Source organism: Thalassotalea montiporae (assembly GCF_053485855.1).
The window spans coordinates 1,356,783-1,378,121 of record NZ_JBQRUO010000001.1; the positions used below are offsets into that span (position 1 = coordinate 1,356,783).

General features: G+C 42.9%; 23 protein-coding genes. 8 read left to right on the forward strand and 15 right to left on the reverse strand.

The window, feature by feature from the left end; all coding sequences use genetic code 11:
• Nucleotides 1-22: 22 nt before the first annotated feature.
• The 5 genes from ACSLUR_RS05820 to ACSLUR_RS05840 form a co-directional block, all read right to left on the reverse strand.
• Nucleotides 23-1,009, reverse strand: a complete 987-nt coding sequence (locus ACSLUR_RS05820; RefSeq protein ID WP_448552643.1) for an HvfC/BufC family peptide modification chaperone — start codon at nucleotides 1,007-1,009, stop codon at nucleotides 23-25.
• A complete protein-coding gene (locus ACSLUR_RS05825) occupies nucleotides 952-1,899 on the reverse strand; it encodes an MbnB/TglH/ChrH family RiPP precursor modification enzyme (protein WP_448552645.1) in 948 nt (315 codons plus the stop codon). Before ACSLUR_RS05825 ends, ACSLUR_RS05820 begins: the two co-directional genes overlap by 58 nt.
• 75 nt (nucleotides 1,900-1,974) lie before the next feature.
• The gene (gene bufA1 / locus ACSLUR_RS05830) at nucleotides 1,975-2,277 is read right to left on the reverse strand and encodes a BufA1 family periplasmic bufferin-type metallophore (RefSeq protein WP_115999819.1); all 303 of its coding nucleotides are present in this window, start codon (nucleotides 2,275-2,277) and stop codon (nucleotides 1,975-1,977) included.
• A 40-nt stretch (nucleotides 2,278-2,317) separates the two neighbouring features.
• Nucleotides 2,318-2,629, reverse strand: a complete 312-nt coding sequence (gene trxA, locus ACSLUR_RS05835; protein ID WP_115999820.1) for a thioredoxin — start codon at nucleotides 2,627-2,629, stop codon at nucleotides 2,318-2,320.
• Between the two features lie 2 nt (nucleotides 2,630-2,631).
• Complete coding sequence (locus ACSLUR_RS05840) at nucleotides 2,632-3,108, reverse strand: YHS domain-containing (seleno)protein (RefSeq protein ID WP_115999821.1); 477 nt, start codon at nucleotides 3,106-3,108, stop codon at nucleotides 2,632-2,634.
• 180 nt (nucleotides 3,109-3,288) lie between these two features.
• Between ACSLUR_RS05840 and ACSLUR_RS05845 the strand changes: the two genes are divergently transcribed.
• From ACSLUR_RS05845 to ACSLUR_RS05855, 3 genes are all read left to right on the forward strand, one after another.
• Nucleotides 3,289-4,131 carry an AraC family transcriptional regulator gene (locus ACSLUR_RS05845; RefSeq protein ID WP_448552648.1) on the forward strand — a complete coding sequence of 281 codons (843 nt, stop codon included), beginning with the start codon at nucleotides 3,289-3,291 and terminating at the stop codon, nucleotides 4,129-4,131.
• Between the two features lie 83 nt (nucleotides 4,132-4,214).
• Complete coding sequence (locus ACSLUR_RS05850; protein WP_448552650.1) at nucleotides 4,215-4,853, forward strand: Crp/Fnr family transcriptional regulator; 639 nt, start codon at nucleotides 4,215-4,217, stop codon at nucleotides 4,851-4,853.
• A gap of 91 nt (nucleotides 4,854-4,944) precedes the next feature.
• Entirely contained in the window at nucleotides 4,945-5,133 is a 189-nt protein-coding gene (locus ACSLUR_RS05855) for a YgaP family membrane protein (protein WP_448552652.1), read from the forward strand.
• Between the two features lie 89 nt (nucleotides 5,134-5,222).
• On the opposite strand, the gene ACSLUR_RS05860 is transcribed toward ACSLUR_RS05855, so the two are convergent.
• The 4 genes from ACSLUR_RS05860 to ahpC form a co-directional block, all read right to left on the reverse strand.
• Nucleotides 5,223-5,684 carry a GNAT family N-acetyltransferase gene (locus ACSLUR_RS05860; RefSeq protein WP_448552654.1) on the reverse strand — a complete coding sequence of 154 codons (462 nt, stop codon included), beginning with the start codon at nucleotides 5,682-5,684 and terminating at the stop codon, nucleotides 5,223-5,225.
• Nucleotides 5,685-5,712: 28 nt separating this feature from the next.
• Nucleotides 5,713-6,147: a CBS domain-containing protein gene (locus ACSLUR_RS05865; protein WP_448552656.1), complete on the reverse strand. Its 435-nt coding sequence runs from the start codon at nucleotides 6,145-6,147 to the stop codon at nucleotides 5,713-5,715.
• Between the two features lie 231 nt (nucleotides 6,148-6,378).
• Complete coding sequence (gene ahpF, locus ACSLUR_RS05870) at nucleotides 6,379-7,959, reverse strand: alkyl hydroperoxide reductase subunit F (protein WP_448552658.1); 1,581 nt, start codon at nucleotides 7,957-7,959, stop codon at nucleotides 6,379-6,381.
• A gap of 209 nt (nucleotides 7,960-8,168) precedes the next feature.
• Nucleotides 8,169-8,738: an alkyl hydroperoxide reductase subunit C gene (ahpC, locus tag ACSLUR_RS05875; protein WP_115999828.1), complete on the reverse strand. Its 570-nt coding sequence runs from the start codon at nucleotides 8,736-8,738 to the stop codon at nucleotides 8,169-8,171.
• Between the two features lie 503 nt (nucleotides 8,739-9,241).
• On the opposite strand from ahpC, the gene ACSLUR_RS05880 reads away from it, so the two are divergent.
• Nucleotides 9,242-10,036: a substrate-binding periplasmic protein gene (locus ACSLUR_RS05880; protein WP_448552660.1), complete on the forward strand. Its 795-nt coding sequence runs from the start codon at nucleotides 9,242-9,244 to the stop codon at nucleotides 10,034-10,036.
• A 142-nt stretch (nucleotides 10,037-10,178) separates the two neighbouring features.
• Here the strand turns inward: ACSLUR_RS05880 and ACSLUR_RS05885 are convergent, their stop codons facing one another.
• From ACSLUR_RS05885 to ACSLUR_RS05900, 4 genes are all read right to left on the reverse strand, one after another.
• The gene (locus ACSLUR_RS05885; RefSeq protein ID WP_448552662.1) at nucleotides 10,179-11,003 is read right to left on the reverse strand and encodes an L-type lectin-domain containing protein; all 825 of its coding nucleotides are present in this window, start codon (nucleotides 11,001-11,003) and stop codon (nucleotides 10,179-10,181) included.
• A 328-nt stretch (nucleotides 11,004-11,331) separates the two neighbouring features.
• Nucleotides 11,332-13,392 (reverse strand): M13 family metallopeptidase, encoded by a 2,061-nt coding sequence (locus ACSLUR_RS05890; protein ID WP_448552664.1) that lies wholly within the window; start codon nucleotides 13,390-13,392, stop codon nucleotides 11,332-11,334.
• Nucleotides 13,393-13,564: 172 nt separating this feature from the next.
• On the reverse strand, nucleotides 13,565-14,230 hold the full coding sequence (locus tag ACSLUR_RS05895; protein WP_448552666.1) for a TetR/AcrR family transcriptional regulator: 666 nt from the start codon (nucleotides 14,228-14,230) through the stop codon (nucleotides 13,565-13,567).
• Nucleotides 14,231-14,252: 22 nt separating this feature from the next.
• The gene (locus ACSLUR_RS05900; protein WP_448552668.1) at nucleotides 14,253-15,476 is read right to left on the reverse strand and encodes a threonine/serine exporter family protein; all 1,224 of its coding nucleotides are present in this window, start codon (nucleotides 15,474-15,476) and stop codon (nucleotides 14,253-14,255) included.
• Between the two features lie 270 nt (nucleotides 15,477-15,746).
• Here ACSLUR_RS05900 and ACSLUR_RS05905 point away from each other — a divergent pair, with 270 nt between their 5' ends.
• On the forward strand, nucleotides 15,747-15,923 hold the full coding sequence (locus tag ACSLUR_RS05905) for a hypothetical protein (protein WP_181901713.1): 177 nt from the start codon (nucleotides 15,747-15,749) through the stop codon (nucleotides 15,921-15,923).
• Between the two features lie 32 nt (nucleotides 15,924-15,955).
• On the opposite strand, the gene ACSLUR_RS05910 is transcribed toward ACSLUR_RS05905, so the two are convergent.
• Nucleotides 15,956-16,747 (reverse strand): NRDE family protein, encoded by a 792-nt coding sequence (locus ACSLUR_RS05910; protein ID WP_448552671.1) that lies wholly within the window; start codon nucleotides 16,745-16,747, stop codon nucleotides 15,956-15,958.
• Nucleotides 16,748-16,865: 118 nt separating this feature from the next.
• On the opposite strand from ACSLUR_RS05910, the gene ACSLUR_RS05915 reads away from it, so the two are divergent.
• The 3 genes from ACSLUR_RS05915 (at nucleotide 16,866) to ACSLUR_RS05925 (ending at nucleotide 19,822) form a co-directional block, all read left to right on the forward strand.
• Nucleotides 16,866-17,636, forward strand: coding sequence for a class II aldolase/adducin family protein (locus ACSLUR_RS05915; protein ID WP_448552673.1), 771 nt, complete (start codon nucleotides 16,866-16,868; stop codon nucleotides 17,634-17,636).
• 67 nt (nucleotides 17,637-17,703) lie between these two features.
• Nucleotides 17,704-18,879, forward strand: coding sequence for a mandelate racemase/muconate lactonizing enzyme family protein (locus ACSLUR_RS05920; RefSeq protein WP_115999836.1), 1,176 nt, complete (start codon nucleotides 17,704-17,706; stop codon nucleotides 18,877-18,879).
• A 67-nt stretch (nucleotides 18,880-18,946) separates the two neighbouring features.
• Entirely contained in the window at nucleotides 18,947-19,822 is an 876-nt protein-coding gene (locus ACSLUR_RS05925; RefSeq protein WP_448552675.1) for a D-hexose-6-phosphate mutarotase, read from the forward strand.
• 18 nt (nucleotides 19,823-19,840) lie between these two features.
• Here ACSLUR_RS05925 and ACSLUR_RS05930 read toward each other — a convergent pair whose 3' ends face one another.
• Nucleotides 19,841-21,268 carry a sensor domain-containing diguanylate cyclase gene (locus ACSLUR_RS05930; protein ID WP_448552677.1) on the reverse strand — a complete coding sequence of 476 codons (1,428 nt, stop codon included), beginning with the start codon at nucleotides 21,266-21,268 and terminating at the stop codon, nucleotides 19,841-19,843.
• Nucleotides 21,269-21,339: the final 71 nt, after the last annotated feature.

Sequence of the window (21,339 nt, forward strand, 5' to 3'; positions counted from 1 at the left end):
TGCGTTAAAGTTGTTGCGGTGATTAACTTGTATTGCTGGCAGTACTTGAACCATTGCTAACATCACTCAGTTCATAAATGCCCAGTAATAGTTGATGTTTAATGGCGTCGGCAAGCCAGTGCGATAAGTCAAATTCATCAAGGCTGTGCTCATTTTTATGCTCATTGCCTTGCTCAGGGCTACGCTCTGCTTGCGAATTGGGCGCTTCGATAGCGACGAGTGCATCATTGATGGACTCAGACGAGCTGAATTTTTCATAGCCTAGGTAATCAACGGCTGATAGCGATAGTGATTTCGCTTGGTAGCCAACGCGATATATAGCGAAATAATGTGTTTGCATCGGCTGTTCAAGTAAGGCATTGAACGCTTGGTTTATCGCCTGTTCAGCTACTTGTTCGGCATCTTGCTCATTACCATGCTCTGCAGTGAGCAGAGAATGGAGTTCAGCAATCGGGAAAGGTGAATTTAGCAAGGCAAAACCAGGTGCAAAATTCATCTTTAAGTGTTGGCTATCCACTTTTTCAAGCAATGACAGACTGCTAAGTGCTAGTGCTTTATCACCGGCGCGCTCTGCAATAAACATCGCATACTCAAACTCGGCGAGATCGCCAAGATATGGTAACGCGCGTAATGCTGGTTCATTGGCTAAATAGCTGGCAAATTGCTCACCAATCAAGGCCCAATCGGCGTTTGTTTTTAAGTGAGCTCGTAAGTAATGATTAACAGCGACATCAAAATTTTCTTCTAACAAGGCTTTTACAGCGGGAAAACTGTTAGCAAGTGAACGTTTGGCACTCGCTAAAAAGTTGTTTTGATAAATCGTTAATCCAACGTTGTCGAAATCATTGTTGTCAAAACCATTGCCGTCAGAATTTGGCTGCATAATTGCCGCCAATAGATCATTTTGATAATGCTTTAACGCGTTGCTTGATTGTTTACTTGATGGTTTAGTTAATGACATGGCAACACCTGCTTGGCAATTTTTCTCGCTAATTGGGCTTGTTGGCATAACGTCTGCCAGTCAGGTAAGTCCATATCCCACTCAATCAAGGTTGGCACTGCGCCAAAACGCGTTAATGCCGTTTCGTATAATCGCCAAACATCGCCAGACACTGGCTGACTATGGTCGTCAATCATTACGCCTGTTTCGCCAACTGGGCTGCATCCCGCCAAGTGAATTTCACCAATCACATGACTTGGAAACTCATATAACTGTGCCAAGGCAAGATCAACGGGTTTTGTTGCTTTGTCGTGGGCGCCATTTTGTTTCGAATTGGCAGCTTGAGTGTTAATTGCGTTAACCATTAAATTGTTTAAATCTAACAATAAACGACAATCTGTTAGTCGGCAGAGCTCAATCAAGAACTCACTTTCACTCATGGTCGAATTTGCTGGAGTGATATAAGCAGACAGGTTTTCTACGAGAATACGACGGCCAAGTTGTTGCTGAACTTTGTTTACATTGGCCACCATAATAGCCAAGCTTTCTTGATTAAATGGCACAGGCAGTAAATCACCAGCGTGTACCGTTAAATCGTTTAGTTGTCCCCAACTAAAACAAGCATGATCTGATACCAGTATTGGCTGAACTTGCTCCACTAATTCACCAAAGCGTTTTAGGTGTGGTTCAGGTACAGGCTCGGTTGAACCTAGTCCAAGTGAAGTTGCGTGTAGGCTAACCGCGTATTGCGCTTTGATATCGTTGAGAATCGCTTGGGTGATCCCTCCTTTTGCAAAGAAGTTTTCCACGTGCACTTCAACGAAATCAATATTAAAGGGGGAAGTCAGCGCGTCTTGATAATGAACATGACGCAAACCAACACCAATAAGAGGTAGTACTTGCGATTGCTCGCTGCTGATGCTTTTATGGTTTTGACGTTGTGTTAATTGATAAGACATCGCTTCCTTCCCAACATGATGAACTGTCTTAATTGAACCTTTCTGGTGGCTACCCGAGGCAGCCACTTGGCTCGGCTAGCTGTTTTGCATCGCCTTAAATTTAGCTTTCGCTTCTTTACGTAGCATGCCACCTAATGACTCACAGCTACCTTTATTCACTAAGCGCCACTCGCCTGGATCGTTGTCAATGGTTGATTGACCCGCACAAGAGTGGGTACCTGCTAAGTTACCGCAGTCATTTTGGCCAGCAGGGCTAATGCCGTAGCAACGCTCTTTGGGAGCGCGTTTACGCTCGTTATCAGCAGCTTCAGCGCTGTTGATGACACCCATAGATACGACCGCTGCAAGTGCCGCTGAAAGTGCTAATTGATTTTTCATAAAAAATCTCCTGTTAAACGTTAATGCTTAGGCTGAACGGCTAGGCGACAAGGTCGCGCAAAGCCTGTTCGTTCATTAGACCCGAGCTTTGGGTTTTTACTTCGCCATTTTCGATAACAATTATTGCGGGTATAGAGCGAATGCCGAATTTTTGCGCCAACATTGGCAGTTCATCTACATTTGCTTTAACACCTGTTGCTTCGATGGCATCACCACTAAATACTTTTTCGAATACTGGCATCATGGCGCGACATGGCGCACACCAGGGTGCCCAGAAGTCAATTACGATTTTGTCATTGTTAGCGATTAACTCAGCAAAATGATCAATATCGGTTACTTCAATTGCTGCCATTATTAGTCCTCTGCAAGCTCTTCTAATGTTTTATCTTTGATATCGCCCCAAATATCGTCTGACTTATCAATGTTACCTTGCGTGTCTTGCACCCAACGGTTTTGTACATTTTTGTTCAGGTTAAGGTAAAGTTTGTTATCAACGATTTTCCAAGCTGTTGGATCAGTGTCGAATTTCTTCTCCATCGTCACACCGAAAGCACAGTAACCGCCGTATTGTGGTGCGTATTTATCAGGGTTTGCTCTGAATTTGTCGCGGTTAGACTCTGAGCTAAAGCGGTAGATGGCACCTTTATGCGTTGCAGTAAAATTGATGTCACCTTCAACCGGCTTATTCATTGTGAAGTAAGCCACTGGATCAAAACCTTTAATGGCTAAGTCGTTAGCATCTGCGTTCATCTCAACATCAGCGGCGAAGCTGAAGCTAGAAGCTGCTAATAAAAGGCTGGCAGTAATTGATTTAAGTGCAAAGTTTTTCATTTTGTATATCCTCATCATTTTAAATTCGATTGCAGCCAATTTGCTGCTGCGTCGTAGTGATGAAAATAGTACTGCCGAAATGAAACGGCTTGGGCTACAATCGTCCAAAAAATCGTGCAAATCGTCCAAACCTAAACGGTTTTCAGTTAAGTGATTGAAAATTAAAGATAAAGCAAGTCAATGGATCAACTATCACAAATTATTCAAGATTTTAGTATTCAAGCTGGGGTGTTTTACACTGGCCAATTGTGTGGTTTATCGGCGTTTGGTGATGAAAGCCATGTTGAAGGCCATATACATATATTGCATAGCGGTACCCTAACTCTTGCTGATGCAGACGGTAGCGAGCAGTTGCTTGATGAGCCAAGTATTGTATTTTTCCCTCGGCCTAAACAGCACCGTTTACGCGCAACTGAGTCTGACAATGCTGAGGTGATATGTGCAACCGTACAATATGGTATTGGCCAGCAAAGCCCGCTAACCCAAGCATTACCAGAGGCAATCATTCTTCCCTTGCGTCAAGCAACGGCACTAAACGATAGCTTTGCGTGGATGGTGAACGAAGCTTTGTCAGAGAATTTAGGCAAGCAAACTATTTTAAATCGCTTGATGGAAGTTTTTATAGTGTGCCTATTAAGGCATTTAATTACTGAGCGTAAAATTGAGCAAGGTTTGCTTGCGGGTTTATCACATCCATTTTTATCTAAAGTGATTAGCGCTGTGCACAATGAGCCTGCTCACCCTTGGGGACTAGATGAAATGGCTGAAGTGGCATTGATGTCGCGCTCTAAATTCTCTCCCTTGTTTAAGCAAGTATTAGGTGAAACACCGAACGATTATTTGACTCGCTGGCGTGTTTCATTGGCACAAAAGCATCTGCTAAGCGGTAAAAGTGTTGACCATTGTGCTCAACTTGTCGGTTATGAAAGCCCGTCAACATTGTCACGCGCCTTTAACAAAACGTGTCAACTATCGCCGAAAGCTTGGTTGAAAAAAGCCTTGGAAGAAGCACAGCAAACCTAGTGTGAAAAATACTGTTGCACAATATGCTTTGCGTTAACTGTTATTACTGGAATATGCGAAATTAACCTCTTTAGTGAATTAGAATGAACCTGATAGCGTGTCCGATTTTCGATAGTCTTTCTTCGTCAAGTATGAGTCTTGTTAAAGAGCAAGCCAGCACTTTTAGTGTGTCTGCTGGTACTCGTTTATTTGAAACAACCAATGAGTGTCAAATGATGCCAATTGTCACCAGCGGTACAATAAGGGTGTTTTCGCAAAGTGATACTGGCCGAGAAATTACACTATATCGCGTTAGCCCTGAGCAACTATGTATCTTAACAATCAGTTGTTTACTTAGTGGCGATCGCTATCCAGCTAGCAGTATTGCCGAAACAGAGGTATCAGGTATTAGCGTACCTAAATCGCTTTTCTTAGAGTTGATGGCGAGTGAGCCGAGCTTTAGCGCACAAATATTTCATACTTTTTCATATCGCATTACCCATTTAATGCAATTAGTTGATGCTGTCGCGTTTAAAAAATTAGATAAACGTTTAGCGTACTACTTATTAGAGCAAGGCCCGGTTATTACTTGCTCGCATCAGAAAATTGCCGATGAATTGGGTAGCGTTCGTGAAATCATCAGTCGTTTATTAAAACAGTTTGAAGACAAGGGAATAGTTGCCTTGTCGAGAAAACAAATACAGCTTATTGACCCAGATCAACTAAGGTTGTTTGTCGATTAGCTTGTGTGACATTAGTCACTGAAACTAATTTTTCCCGCCATATACTCGAAGCCAGCTTTTAAGAGTTTTTGGATAACAAGAGGAAAAATCAATGACGTTAAATATTGGCACGATCGATCGCATATTACGGGTTTTATTAGGTTCATTACTTATTATTTGGGTGATTATGGGCGGGCCGCTATGGGCTTGGCTTGGTGCTGTTTTAGTGGCAACTGGTCTTGTTAAATTTTGCCCAGCGTATGCAATATTCGGTATTAAGACCAGCAAAACCAAAGGATAAAAACTTGAGCCTTGCTCGTTTTGCCATGCGCTTTTGTTTAAAGACGCTGCTTAAAGACGCTAAGACAAGAGCGCAACGCTCAAGCTCAATTAAACTTCAACTCGCATTTGCACTAGGCTTTTTTTAAAGCCTAGTTTTTCATAGGCTTTAATGGCAGGGGCGTTGTCGTTATAAACATCGAGCAGCACTTCAGTAATTCCTTGCTGTTTAGCCCAATCAAATAACGCTTTTATCACTTGTTGGCTAATGCCTTGGCCGCGAAATTCAGGTTCTACATAAATAAAACCAATATAGCCGTGGTTTGTGTATTTGTGGTGAGCAGGCGAGGGTTTAACTTTAATGTAACCGCTGGCAATTAGCTTGCTGCTAGTTTCAGCTACCAATAATTGGCATTCGTCGCTTGTGATAAGTGCTGCTAAGTCATAATAGGTAATATCACCACTGCGCAAGTTGTCAGCCACAGGGCGCTCCGCGCTGATGACCCCTTGCTCGAATAATTCAAGTGTAGCTATATCATTGAGCGTTGCTGGTCGAATAGTTATTGAATTCATTATACTCTCTTTGGGCTTTGGGCTTTGGCTAAAGGTTGGTGTTTGATGGTTCTATTTTGTCGTGAAGTAAGCGAATAATATCTTTGGTGGTCACAATACCCACAGGTCGTTTGTTGTCATCCACAATTGGCATGCAGGTTACTTGGTGTTCATGTAACTGCTTGACGACATCGGTAAGACTGGCACTTGTTGGTAAGCAAATGGGATTGCGAGCAGCGATTTGATGCACCCGCTTATTTAGCGTCGCCGCGTCTCTTGCGGTTTCAGAAGCAAGGCCAACATTAGGACTCAGTGCTCTGAATAAGTCGCGATCCGAGAGTACACCACATAGCGCATTGTTGTTATCAACCACAAGTAAGTGGTGGAACTTATATTGGTCAAAGATCTCTTTAACTTTGTTCAGGCGCTCATCAAGATTAATTTTGATGACATCGCGAGTCATGAATTCTGCAACACTAAGCATTCGTCTACGTTACTCACTCTGCTATCTAATAGAGGCTGTATCTGTTTTGCCATTGTTTGGCACAATACCACTGGTTTACCCGTACAGGAAGTTTTTCAAAAGGCAGACATAAACCGCTGTTAGCAATAACTATTTCGCCGATTATAGCGCAAAAAACAAAAAAAGCAGCCGAGGCTGCTTTTTAACTTTTCTCAATTTGGCGATAACGCCGTATTTGGCTTTTAAATGAAATTAAGCCACTTTTTCAACTGATTCTTCGCCTTTTTCATCGACCTGGCGAATCAAGTAATCAAACGCTGCTAAGCTAGCATTGGCGCCGTTACCCATAGCGATAACGATTTGTTTGTAAGGTGAAGTGGTTACGTCGCCTGCCGCAAATACACCTTCCATTGACGTTTCACCACGCTCGTTAACAATGATTTCACCACGGTTAGTTAAATCAATGTCGCCATCTAACCATTCAGCATTCGGTACTAAGCCGATTTGAACGAAGATACCTGCTAGTTCAAGTTCGTGACTGTCACCTGTTGCACGGTCTGTGTAAGCAAGGCCAGTTACCTTGTTACCGTCGCCTAATACTTCGGTAGTTTGCGCTTGGGTAAGAATTGTAATGTTACCCATAGACTTTGCTTTGCGTTGCAATACATCGTCAGCACGTAGTTTTGAATCAAATTCTAGTACAGTAACGTGCTCAACAATACCTGCTAAATCAATCGCCGCTTCAATACCTGAGTTACCACCACCGATCACCGCCACTTTTTTGCCTTTAAATAGTGGGCCGTCACAGTGTGGGCAGTAAGCTACACCAGATCCGCTGTATTCAGCTTCACCAGGTACGTTCATTTTTCTCCAGCGTGCACCCGTAGCAACAATGACACTCTTACTTTTTAGTGTGGCACCATTGTCTAGCTCAATGTTGACTAGCTCGTCTTTGCTTAACTTAACGCCTTTTGCACCTGTCATAATGTCAACGTCGTAGTCTTTTACGTGCTCTTCAAGGCTAGCGACTAATTTAGGGCCTTCGGTTTTCTTCACTGAGATAAAGTTTTCAATACCGACAGTTTCTAAAACTTGACCACCGAAACGGTCAGCAACAATACCCGTTTTAATGCCTTTACGCGCTGCGTAAACAGCAGCTGAAGCACCAGCTGGGCCACCACCGACGATTAATACGTCAAATGCTTCTTTTTCGTTAAGCTTTTGTGCTTGCTTAGCACCTGCGTTTTTATCAACTTTCTTTAAAATGTCGGTTAATGACATACGGCCTTGACCAAAGCTTTCACCGTTTAGGTAAACACTTGGTACCGCCATAATGTTGCGCTCTTTTACTTCGCTTTCGAACAAGCCACCATCAATCATAGTGCTGGTAATTTGCGGGTTAATTGCCGCCATAATGTTTAAGGCTTGGACAACGTCTGGGCAGTTTTGACAGCTTAAAGAAATATAAGTGTCAAAGTGGAACTCGCCTTCTAACGATTTAATTTGTTCAATTTCTTCTTCCGATACTTTGATCGGGTGACCACCTGAGTGTAATAGTGCTAACACTAGTGACGTGAACTCGTGGCCTAATGGGATACCGGCAAAAGCTAATTTAGTGCCAGTTTCTGAGATAACATTCATAGACGGCTTACGTGCTGCTGCGTCTGTACTGTTTTCAATTTTGATAAGTGTTGATAGCGATGCAATATCGTCTGCCAACTGCTTTAATTCTTGTGATTTAGCGCTGTCATCAAGGGCAAGGCTCAATGTTACTTGCTTTGTGATGTTCGCTAAATAAGTTTTCAACTGCGTTTTTAAGTCTGAATTTAACATGATCAACTCCTGCGCTCACATCAATTGATGCAGCAATGCTAATAAAATTGGGATTATGGTGGCTTAGCTTAAGTCGTGACAGTGAGAACTACTGTTACGCTTTGTTATCTAGCTAAGCCATTTAGAAACTCTTTGAGTCAGCAGATAAGGCTTAGGCCTAAGCCTTATCTGCAAGTAGAGCTTTTCTAGGCGTTAACCTAAAGGCTAGCTTAGATTTTACCTACTAGGTCTAATGAAGGAGCAAGTGTCTCTTCACCTGGAGTCCAAGCTGCTGGACATACTTCACCGTCGTGCTCAGCTACGTATTGTGCAGCTTGAACCTTACGAACTAGCTCAGATGCAGAGCGACCAATACCTAAGTCGTGAATTTCAGCAACTTTGATTTCGCCTTCTGGGTTGATTACGAAAGTACCACGTAATGCTAAACCTTCTTCTTCGATTAGTACGCCGAAGTTGCGAGAGATTTTACCTGTAGGGTCAGCAAGCATTGGGAACTTGATCTTGTTGATTGTGTCTGACGCATCGTGCCATGCTTTGTGAGTGAAGTGAGTGTCAGTTGATACTGAGTATACTTCAACGCCCATTTCTTGAAGCTTAGCGTAGTGGTCAGCCATGTCACCTAATTCAGTAGGACATACGAAAGTGAAATCTGCTGGGTAGAACATTACTACAGACCATTTACCTAGTAAGTCTTGCTCAGTTACGTCAACGAAATCACCGTTGTGGAAAGCTGTTGAGTTAAATGGTTGTAATTTTGTATTGATTAATGATTGAGTCATTTTCGTTCTCCGTATAGTTGTTCTGTAATGAACTAAAAAAGTCTGTTTGTTTGTTACGGGGAGAATGATAGGGGAAGTTGTGTCTAATTCAAAATTAATTGAGTAGATTGTTGCAATCGAAAAAAGTGAACGATGAACACTTGTTTATTAACATACTGAATAATAAATAGTTATTAAGTGTTTTTGATTGGTTAACTATCGGTTGTCATCTAATTGAATTAAAAAATTCATAGTTGATTAATGAACCGTTTTTCTAAATGATGGTTTAGTGCTCAATTATTGGCACAAAAAAACTATAAAATTGAGCCTCACCCAAGCATTAACTACTTTGCCGTATTAGATTTCAATCGCTTTGTTTTGCTGCGCGCTAGAATATCAATAAATGTAGGCTACCAACTTAAATTGCAGTAGAAGGGGGTTAAGGCTACCATTGGTTGATTCTTGGTTGGATTCTTTCCTTTATTTGTTTGAGTGCAGTACCTTTGCCATTGACCATTAAGCTGTTGAAAAAGTTATTACGACCGCTGGTTGTTTTCACCATTTTACCTGCATCTACCGCCATCTATGCGACACCTAAAGTCACGTTAATTGGGGCGGAAGTTCCTCCGTTTTCATGGCAGCAGGAAAATAAGGTTGTTGGTATTAATATGGATGTTGCCGCACAAGCAGCGCAAAGCATAGGTTATCAAGTTGATCGTAAAATTTTGCCACTAAAGCGCGCGCTATCAACCCTATCACATCAACCAAATACCTTGATGGCGGGCTTAGCGCGCACCCCAGAGCGCGAGCACCTATACACTTGGATTGGGCCCGTTGTATCAATAAAAGTGGGCTTGTTAAGTTGGCAAGAACATATAAAAGCTAGCCAAGGCAAGCAGTTAATGGCGGGCAGCGCAATCGAGTCAGATCAATTAGATTCAATCGCCTCTGAAGCGCCGCATTATCGTGCAAAGCTTTGTGTTCATTACGACACGCCAATGGAAGCGTGGCTGAAAAACCATGGTGAAACAGACTATATTGCGGTAACCAGTGAACAAGCCTGCTTAAGCTTACTGGCAGAAAAATTGGTAAAACATTGGTTTACTGAATTCCACTTAGCCCGTTATTTAACCTCAAAGTCTAGTTATCCAGTAGAAAACTTAGTTGAACATGAAGTGCTAATTAAACCTGAATTGTATTTAGCTGGTGGTTTAAACATGTCATCAACAGATATTGAAGAATGGCGTATGGCACTGGAACAGATGGCTGAAGCTGGCGATATCGATAAGATTATTAAGCAATATGTAGACAATTATTAAGCTTGCCGCTGGTTTGATTAAAGAACTGTCTGAGGAATGTAGTGCTTATTAAGTAAGCACTGTAAAAGCAATATGACAACGCCTGCTATGCAAGCATTGTCATACCTAAGATTATGCGGACTGGCATCAATACGTTATATAACTACTTTACTTTTCTGCGATATCCGATGCCAATCAGGCCAGCTAACATTAACGCAATAGCTGGCGGCGCATCAATTGCCGTAGCCGCACTGATGGGCGCAAAATCATTGCGAAATTCAAAGCTAACAATCTCGTGTAAGCCGCCACCAGCTGCGGTACCAGAGGTAAAGCCAAAGAAAGCATCGCTACTGCCCAGTTCATTAGCTAAATCAACATTTAGTGATAAACCTGCATCGCTAGAGCGGGTTCCTGTATTAGACCACCGTACTTCCAGCAAATCATTAATACCGTTGTAATCAATCCATGCGGACCAAATACCACCGGTATTAAATGCATCGCTTTCAGATGCTTGTGCAACTGATTGGCTGTTACCGCCAAGGTTGATACCGACATGGTTGCCATCAATATCGTTTAGCGTTGTGTTTGTCCAAGTGTCGAACTCAATGCCTAAACTATTGGCAATCCCTTGATAGCCAATGCCTAAACCTTGACTCCCCACATTGGTGTCATTTGTTTGTACGACAAACACTAAGCCGTCAGCACCTTGTATGCCATCAACGTCGGTTAAACCCACTGGTTGAGAAATTTCAAAGGTAAAAAACGCACTAAATGAGGTGTCGTTCAACAAGTTAATCGATGAACTTAAAAAGGCGCTACCACTTTGTGAGAGCCCTTGAGTGAGTACCAAGCGATCATTATTTTGCGTTGCATCGCCATTAAGTTGCCATGCTGAGGTGTCGGAAAAATCCGTTTGGCTTACGATCATACCAGCTGTTGCTGGTAGGCTAAGCATCGTTGCGGTAATGAAACTAGCTAACTTCTTCATACTTCATCCTTGCATTACTAAAGTTTATAACAACATTGCCAGCAAATATCGCTAGCGTATTAAACAGGGCGAAATTTAATCGAAAAATGCCATTTAGTAAAGCATTAACATGTTATTTACAATAGTTAGCCGATACACCTAATAGGCGAGCAACTAGCTGTTCGATTTTTGTCAAAGTTAAATGAGGGTGGTGAGAGAGCTAAAAAGGTGAGACAAGTGATAAAAATGGGAACTGTGGGGCGAAATTACCGTAAGGGTTAAAACTGGAGTAGTAGGCCAACTAAGTCAGCATAAACCTGAATTAGTTGACCTATACGTTATGGTTTTACTACCAAATTTTCACGCGTTGTTCCGGCGCGATATACATCGCATCGCCTTCTTTTACATCAAACGCTTCGTAGAATTCATCCATATTCGAAAGTGAACCTAACGCACGGAACTCACCCGGTGCGTGAGGGTCAGTCGCTACGCGATTACGCATTGATTTTTCAACGATTTTCGAACGCCAAATTTGCGCGTAACCCATAAAGAAGCGTTGGTCGCCTGTTAGACCATCAATCACTGGCGCTTCTTTACCGTTAAGCGACGCCTTATAAGCTTTGTAAGCGATAGTCACACCTGATAAATCACCAATGTTTTCACCTAGCGTCAACTTACCGTTAACGTTTAAGTCTTCAAACACTTGGTAACCATCGTACTGCTCAACTAAGTTTGCAGCGCGCTTTTGGAATTCCGCTAAATCGTTTTCAGTCCACCAGTTACGCAGGTTGCCGTCAGCATCGTAGCGGCTACCTTGGTCGTCAAAGCCGTGACCCATTTCATGACCGATTACTGCGCCAATACCACCGTAGTTTACGGCATCATCAGCACTCATATTAAAGAATGGCGGTTGTAAAATTGCCGCAGGGAAAACAATTTCGTTAACGGTTGGGTTGTAGTAAGCATTGACCGTTTGCGGTGTCATACCCCATTCCCAGTTGCGAATTGGACCGCCTAACTTTTCGACTTCTTTTTGGTGCGATACTTTACCTGAGCGAATAATATTGCCCACTAAGTCATCGCCTTTGATCATCAATGATGAGTAATCTTCCCACTTGTCTGGGTAGCCGATTTTTGGGGTAAACGCCGCAAGTTTAACTTGTGCCGCTTGCTTGGTTTCGTCAGACATCCACGCTAGGTTGTCAATTGATTTACCGTACGCGCTACGTAAGTTTTCCACTAGCTCGCTCATACGCGCTTTGGCTTCAGGCTTGAAGTGGCGTGATACGTAAACTTTACCGATCACTTCACCTAAGTTGCTGTTTACCACGCTAACGCCACGTTTCCATTGAGGACGTTGCTCTTTACGACCACTTAACTGTTTTGAGAAAAACTCAAAGTTTTCGTTGTCTAAATCGGCCGTTAAGTAGCTTGAGTAGGCACTTAGCGTGTGGAATTTTAAGTAGGTTTGCCAGTCAGCAAGTGGCGTTTCTGCTAATACTTTACCAAAACCTTCGATAAAGTCTGGTTGGTTAACAATTAAGTCTTTTTGCGAAGCAACACCTTGAGCTGCTAGGTATGCTGACCAATCAATGTTTTCTGAAACACTCTTTAAGTTAGCTGTTTCAAATTTGTTGTAGCGCTTTTCACTGTCGCGTGATTGCACACGTGTCCAGTGGTATTCAGCCATCTTGGTTTCTAATGCTAATACCGTTTCGGCCGCTTTTTCACCATTGTCAAAACCAGCTAACGCAAACATTTTCACGATATGAGCTTTGTAGCCAGCGCGCAAATCAACATAGCGCTCAGCATCGTTAAAGTAGTAATCTTTGTCAGGTAAACCTAAGCCACCTTGCCACACATGGGTTGCATAACGGCTAGAGTCTTTGGCATCAACGCTAATGTATAAATACATTGGGCTAGTTACGCCAACTGATTGGTACTGACCAAAAAACGCCATTAAATCAGACTTGTTTTTCAAAGCCTTAATGTCATTTAAAATTGGTTTAATTGGCATGATGCCTAAACCATTACGCTTTTCTTGATCCATATAAGCGCGGAATAAGTCAGCAACTTTTTGCTCATCTGAACCTGCTTGCAAGTTAGGCGTAGCAGCTAGCTCTTCGATGATCGCTTTAACGTTTTCGTCAGCTTCATCGCGTAAATCGTAGAACGAACCAATAGCCGTTTTATCGCCTGGAATTTCAGTTGCTTTCAACCAGCCACCGTTGACGTAACGGTAAAAGTTATCTTGCGGGCGAACACTCATGTCCATATTGGCTTGGCTAATACCAGAGGCAAGTGCGGTTTGTTTGAAACTTGTTTCAGTAGTTGCTGATTCTGATGTGGCGTTACAGCCAGCTAGCAATAGCAATGATGAACAAATTGCAGAAGATAGAATTGTTTTCATATAGTGACTCTACATTTTCTACTTGGAATGTTTTAACGCACCAGATAGTAATGAATCTGATCTGGAAGCGCTATCAAAAGTTAATGGTGTGTTAATTTTGTATGTGCTAATTGTGTTACAAAATATGTAAACTTATTGGAAAATCAGGTTAGCGCATTGACAACGACGCTATTTATTTTTTGGCAAGAAAGACATTGACTGCGCACTCACACATTTCTTCAATGCTATTAGCGTCAGCGTATATACCATCAATTAGTAGTCGTGCAATGCCATGCATAGTGCCCCATGTTACTTGGGCGAGGCGCAAGGTATTTTCCTCTTTCGGTAAAATGCCTGCCTGCTGCCAAGCTTTGGTCATTTCTACCTGATGTTGAAATACTGGATAAGCGATGTCGCGCAGTTCTTGGTTGGAATGATCGTTTTTCCACAGGGTATGGCCAAACATCAAGTCGTAAATTGCTGGGTTGTTGGCAGCAAAGTCGATGTATTTAAAGATAAATTGACGATACCTGTCGTTAATTGGCCGCTCTGTATCGTTGAATATTGCTTGTTCTATGGCTTGCCAGCGCAAAAATCCTTCTGCCGCAACAGCACACAATAAGTCGTGTTTGTTTCTAAAATGGTGGTAAGTGGCGGTACGCGACACGCCAACTTTCTCTGCTAGTTTACGTAACGACAGCGCTTCAACTCCGCCCGCATTAATCATTTCTGACGCGGCTTGCAATAAAGTAGGGCGCAAGTCACCGTGGTGGTAGCTACCTTTGGCTGAAGTATTGGTGCTCGTCTGACTAGTCAGTGGCTTAGTTTGTTCTTTGTCAGTGATTGATTTAGCAGTCATTTAAATTACAAAGCTTTCTTGTTTACAACGTATTGCGTGAACGTACCGCAACATTAGCGAAAATTAAGCCTGCAACAAGCGACATAAAAATCAAAAAAGTTTGCGAGGCGGTATCTGGCGTATTCAACATATTTTGGCCGGAAACAGCGGAGTTTAATCCGATATACACTTTACTGCCAGGTACCAATACAACCAGACCAAGTAGCATAACAATACTGCTTGGCAAATTCATCACGCGTGAGAATAAGTTGCTGTAAACGCCTAAAGCAAACGCCCCAGCAAAGGCACCAAGCGCATAGCCTAAATAAGGTGTCGCCCAAAGTGTCGCGCCATAAGCAATATAGCCGGATATTATCCCCCAAGGTGCATCTTTTTTGCGCACTTGGAACATGATGACAAGGGTCATGGATAAAATGGTTACCGCAACCCAAGAAGTCCAATTGGGCATAGCTGATGGCTGGATAAATTCAGCGGTTCCCCAAATTAAGTTACCAATAGCGATACCCAAAACGGCGCCAAAATACAGCTTAAAGAGCACCATAATGGCATCCATTATGCGAGCGGTTCCCGACACAAGGTGCCGAGCAGCAAGTTCAGACAAGCCCAGTGTTAACGACAAACCGGGAATAAACACGATAATGGCCGACAATATCACTAGCGCCATGTTGATGTGGGGATCGTAATTAGTCACAGCAGAGGCAATTAGCGCGCAAACTAATGCCGATAAAGGCTCTAGCGACTCTGAAATTCGCTGTGAGCGCTCAGACCAGAAAACAAATAGGGCAACCACCAAACCGAGTAAGCCTGACCAAAGTACGTCATTCCAACTGGTGTGCATTAACATGGCAAAGGCACCACTTGACGCACCAAATGCTAAAAATGTGATGGTTTTGCCGTATGGGTTGGGTTTGTTATAGATCTCTTCAATGCGTTCAGTTGCTTCGGCTAAGCTGCGTTGACCTGAGCTTAACTCGTCAACTAACTCATCAGTTCTTGCAAGCGAGCCAAGGTCTAAATCACCGGGTTTTACTCGCACAATATAATTATGTTCGCGATGTTCATCATCAATTAAGACAAAAGTAAGCGAGGTCGGTGTAATAATAAAAGATGCTTTGACGCCAAGAAAATTGGCGACGTTTTGCAGGTGTGCTTCAGAGCGAAAAGAGTTAGTGCCAAACTTGTGAAGCGCTTTACCTAAACTAATGATAAATCTACGCTTTTGTTTGAACTCTGCACTTTGTGGCATGGCTGGTTAAACCCTGATGATTCTTGCTTTGATACTTATATCAAGTTGATTAAGTTGTCGCTGAGTGCTCAAATAATTATTCAACTTAGTATTATTTAGCGTATGGTAAACAAATCTTGTTAGTTTTACAGTCAAAACTTGATACTGCGTATGCCTAACGGCGCTAAAGTAACCAATTTACGTATTTTTACCGTAAATTAAGCCATTTGCCGCTAATCAAGTATTTATTGAAATTGGTATAAATATAGGATGCATTAATCAGGATTCCACATGACGTTACTTATTATTCTTGCCCTTGTGTTTATCAGTGTTGCCATTATGGTGGTATTAGGGGAAAAGTTTGGTAAACCGCTCGATCAGCCGACACAACAAAAGTACAGCAAAATTTTAATTGTGCTGGTGTTTGCTTCTTTATTTATCGCAATTCTAAAAAATGCCTTTGGCTAACGGTTAGTGTTTTAACTTAGCAGCGATTTAAGTTAGTTATTTTCAGTTTGCCAAGAAAACTCAACTTGGCTGTCAACATTGCCACTCGTGTTATAGGTCACTTCGGTTACCTGTGCCATGCCGTCAACGCGCAGCGTATAAACACACGAAGAGCGAGTACCGTATTCCTCGCCGCGAATAAAAATAGCGCTTAATTGCTTTTCCCATTCATAGGGTAAGCCAGTTTTGGGTAATAGATTATCTGGTGCGGTTTGGTTATCTTGCAATAAAGCGAGCAAGTCTTGGTGGTTAAGCTCCCCAGTGTTTTGGCTTTCGATAAAGCGCTCAAGGGCTTGCTCACCACGTGCCATTTTTGGCCAAATGTCGTCTAGTGCACCATTGCACAAGCTAAAAAATCCAGCCTTATTCTCAGTAAATTGATCATTAACGCTATCAAAGCAGGTTAAACCATGTTGATCGCCATATAGTAAGTTAAAACCTTGATATTGCTGGTACTGCGTGCTTAGTAATTGGGTTAGCTCAGCTTTTCCCAATTGGTGCGCTTTTAATACAAGTTCACCGCGACTGGTGTATTGACGTGAATTATCAATTGGCAGCTTGCGAAAGTTGGTTAGTGCGGCAAATTTGCCTGAGCGGGCAATCGCCAGCCAAGTGCCACCTGCGCTTAAATCTTTACCTGCGAGTACACAAGGTTCAATGTCAGCTGTTGGTGATTGCCACCAATGCATGGCCGCTGTTGGGCGTTGCCTAAATTCGTCACGATTTGCCGCAATGATTAACGGATATTTAGGATGTTGATGTAAGGCAATAAACAAAATGCACATATTTGTTAAAGTCGGCGGCTAATTTATGAGTAATCGCTATAACTTAGCGGATCACAGCCTTTAACAAAAGTCTGGGGTGCGTTAAAGTTGTCGCCAGCACGATATAGTGGAAAACAACATGTTCGAACTTCCTCAACTTAACCTAAAAGATAAAGTTTCAGATGCCGAATGGCAGACTCGTATAGATTTGGCGGCTTGTTACCGTTTAGCCTACTTGCACGGCTGGGATGATTTGATTTATACCCACATTTCAGCACGTATTCCCGGCACTGATGAGTTTCTTATTAATGCCTTTGGCTTAGCATTTGACGAAATCACCGCGTCTAACTTGGTGAAAATTGATCTGCAAGGCAACATTTTAGATAAAGATTGCCCGTTTGAAATCAACCCAGCAGGCTTTACCATTCATAGCGCAGTGCACGAAGTGCGCCACGATGCTATGTGCGTTATGCATTTGCATACTAATGAACTCATTTCGGTGGCAACGTTGAAAAATGGCCTACAGCCACTTAGCCAATATTCGGCATTTGCGTTGGCATCAATGAGCTATCACGGTTATGAAGGTTTAGCGGTAAACGAAGATGAAAAAGCACGCCTACAGGCAGACTTAGGCACGGCTAACTTTATGTTACTGCGCAATCATGGTGGCTTAACTTGTGGTAAAACCATTGGTGATGCGTTTATGCACATGTATGACTTAACGCGTGCTTGCCAAGTACAGTTACAAGTTCAAGCGACGGGCCAAGAAGTGATTGAAGTTGACCAAAGCATTGTCGACAACATCAAAGCACAAGCGAATGTCGTACATACAGGTTTAACTGGTGGGCAAAAATCATGGCCAGCAATGTTGCGCCGTATTTATCGCCTTGACCCTAGCTTTGCAAGTTAATAACTGCACGACAGCGTCTTGCTTCAGTTAAAATAGATAAATTCAGATAAATAACAGAGAATCCCCAATGAAAATTACCCACGTAGAAATTTTTGATATCCATTGCCCTGAGCGTCCACCATGGAATCCGGTATTTGTTCGTATTCATACCGACGAGGGGATTCACGGAGTAGGTGAAGCTGGTTTGGCTTATGACTGGGGTCATAGCGCTGCAGCTGCGATGATCAAAGAAATTGCCGAGGCGGTATTAATTGGCTTTAACCCGTTTCAAACCGAACTATTGTGGTCGCGAATGTTACGTGAAAGCTTCTGGGGACTTGGCGGTGGACCTGTGCTTTATGCGGCGATGAGTGCTATTGATACCGCGCTTTGGGACATCAAAGGTAAGGCATTAGGGTTACCGGTTTATCAGTTACTTGGTGGTAAAACGAATACCAAACTGCGCACTTACGCGAGCCAGTTACAATTCGACTGGGATAAAGAATGTAAAAAATTGATTGAGCCTGCCGAGTATGCCGAAGCTGCATTAAAGGCGATGGCCGAAGGCTATGACGCAGTAAAAGTAGACCCCATTGTTTATGACGCCAATGGCGAATCTTCGTTTGATCGCACTAAGTTATTTACTAAGCCACAAATGCGTTTATTTGGTGATCGCTTGCGCGCTATTCGCGACGCTGTGGGTGAAGACGTTGATATTATTTTTGAATCACACTCACTAATGGGCGCCGCTTCTGCAATTCAAATGGGTGAAGTGATCGAAGAGGTTGGTTGTATGATGTACGAAGAGCCAGTGAACTACTTAAATTCAAAAGTGCACAAAAAAGTGTCTGATCGCGTCAATGTGCCAATTGCTGGTGGTGAACGTTTGTACCACCGTTGGGATGTCCGCCCTTATTTTGAAGATCAAAGTATTGATGTATTACAACCAGATGTTGGCTTGTGTGGTGGTTTCACCGAAGCGAAAAAAGTGTGTGACTATGCCGACACTTACGATATTCGCGTACAAGCGCATGTTTGTGGCGGGCCAGTAGCAACGGCTGCGTCATTACACTTAGAAACGGCTATTCCAAACTTCTTGATTCACGAGCATCACACCTACGCCATTAAAGCGTGGAACCGTGAACTTTGTATTCAAGATCCACAGCCAGTTGATGGTTTCTTTGAAGTGTCTGAAACACCGGGTATCGGCATTGAGCTTAACGATGAAGTTGTTAAGCGCTCACCGCACGTTACGGTTAAATAAGCACTTAGCCAGCAACTCTTTAGCATTTAATTAGACACTTTATTTGTAAACAGACCGCGGAGCTAATATGACATTGATTGGTGAGAACAACTTTGGCCGTATCAAGCAAGAAAAGCTAGGGGAGTCGCTAGCGCAGTTAGTGATTGAACATCAATCTTGTCGTGCCCGCGTTAGCTTGTATGGCGGCCAAGTACTTGCTTGGCAGCCAAGTGGGCAAGAAGAAGTCTTTTGGCTATCGAATTCGTCTGATTATTCACAAGGCAAGGCGATTCGCGGTGGCATTCCGCTGTGTTGGCCTTGGTTTGGTGCACACCCTAACGTTGAGGGGGCTGGAAATCATGGCTTTGCTCGTAATGTGGTCTGGCAACTAAGCAGTTCAGAAATTACTGAAGCAGGTGTAAAGCTTGAAATGGTATGGCAAGGGGAAAACCAGCACCCACAATGGCCTTTTAAAACCAAAGTGGTGCAAAAACTTTTCTTGGGTGAAACGTTTACGCAGCAACTAACCATTGAAAACCATTCGCCAGATACGATTGAATTTACCGGCGCATTACATAGCTACTTTGCTGTTAGTCACCCTGCTCAAGTGACTATTCCAAACCTTGATAATGTGCCTTTTGATTGCAAACTTAGCGAACAAAAAGGCCAGCAAGTCTCGCTAGAAAACGCAGTAGGGCCGCTGGATCGCATTTACTATTCTGAACAGCCAATGAAGATTATCGACGCTGGCAAGCAGCGAGTAATTAATCTAATGCCTAATCAGGTGAACAATTGGGTACTATGGAACCCTGGGCAGAAAACGGCGGCAGGTATGGCAGATGTTCATGCAGGTGGCGAAAAAGAGTATGTTTGCCTTGAAGCGGCGAATACTCAGCCGGTTACCGTTGCATCGGGAAAATCGGTGACATTTGGTCAAGTGATTAGTGTAACCAAGTTATCGTAAGCCTTGATTTAGCAGCAGCTAGCCAATAACAACACAGTTTCGACCATTTTCTTTGGCTTGATAAAGGGCGCGATCAGCGCGTTTAACAATATCATTTAGCGATTCTACGTTTAAATCACCTTCTGCTAAGCCAAAGCTCAATGTTACGTTAACCATGGGCGATTGCTTTTCTAGCCTTATTTGTCGGCTCGCTATGGTTTGGCGAGCGCGTTCGGCAATTTCAAATGCCTGCTTACGCCCTGTATCGGGTAGCATAATAATAAATTCTTCACCGCCCCAACGAGCCACGACATCAAATTGTCGCAGTGAGTTCGACAGCTCAGTGGCGATGACCTTTAACACCTCATCGCCAGCCAAATGCCCGTGCTGATCGTTAATACTTTTAAACTTATCAATATCAGCAATTACCACAGACAAAAAACGATGTTTACTGCGAATATCTTCTGCTTTCCAGTTAATAAAGCTGCGATTGGGGAGTTTAGTTAGAAAGTCAGTTTCAGAGTCTTTGACTAAATCATGCTTAAACGCCGTATTTTTATATTCAAAGGCAAAATACAACGCCAATACCACCAGCAGAAAGACAAAAACCGTACTAACGAGTTGCTGCCAGTAAGTACTTTGTTTATAAGGCGGAGGAGCGACAAGATAAAGGTGCCATTTAAGTTCAGGAATCGCAATTTTACTGATCACGTATTGACTGCCATTGACCTCAACCATATCGCTTGAACGCCCTTGTTTTTCTTGTGCAGCAAAAGAGTCGAACCAAGGCAAACTGGTTAAATTTACAATTTCGTCTTTGCGGTGGTGGCTTTCGGTTTTCATCAGTGATGATGAGGTGATGGTGATATTATGCTGCTGATCAGCAACATATAATTCGTAGCCAAATTTATCGCGAAAAGTGCCAAAACTCGCAGAGAAGTGGTCAAGATCGACCCCGACACCGGCAAAGCCTAGAAATGTGCCCTGTGCATCGCGCAGTTTTACATCAAAATAAAGGTGTGGGTTTTCTACATTGCCGATATCGGCAATTTGCTCTTGCTCTGAGTCTTTCAAACGGTGAAACCACTCGGCACGATCGCTGGTCAGTGGCGATTGCTTGTAGTCTGAGTCAAGCATGAAGTTATGCTTTTCAAAAGCAACAAATGCCAACAATCCGTAGGCATCGCTAATACCCTTAAGGTAAGAGCCAAGTTGTTCGATATTAACCGTGTCTGCCTGAGCCACTTGATTAATAAAGTGATTTTTGGCGATATGGTGGGAAATCGTCAGTGGGCGAATAATTTCATTGGTTGCAAGTGACAATAGCGGCACTACCGCTTGTTGCTGATGATTAAAGTGATCACGAATCACTTTATTAAAGGTGAAATACGAGGTAATTATCAGCACGATAACGGTGGTGATAAATATTAAGGTTACATGTCGATCAAATCGCTTTGTTAACCTCATCTAACGCACCCGCACTTACCGCTGTTTAAAACTAGACCTCATCATATTGGGGATACCTTATGGTTGCAACT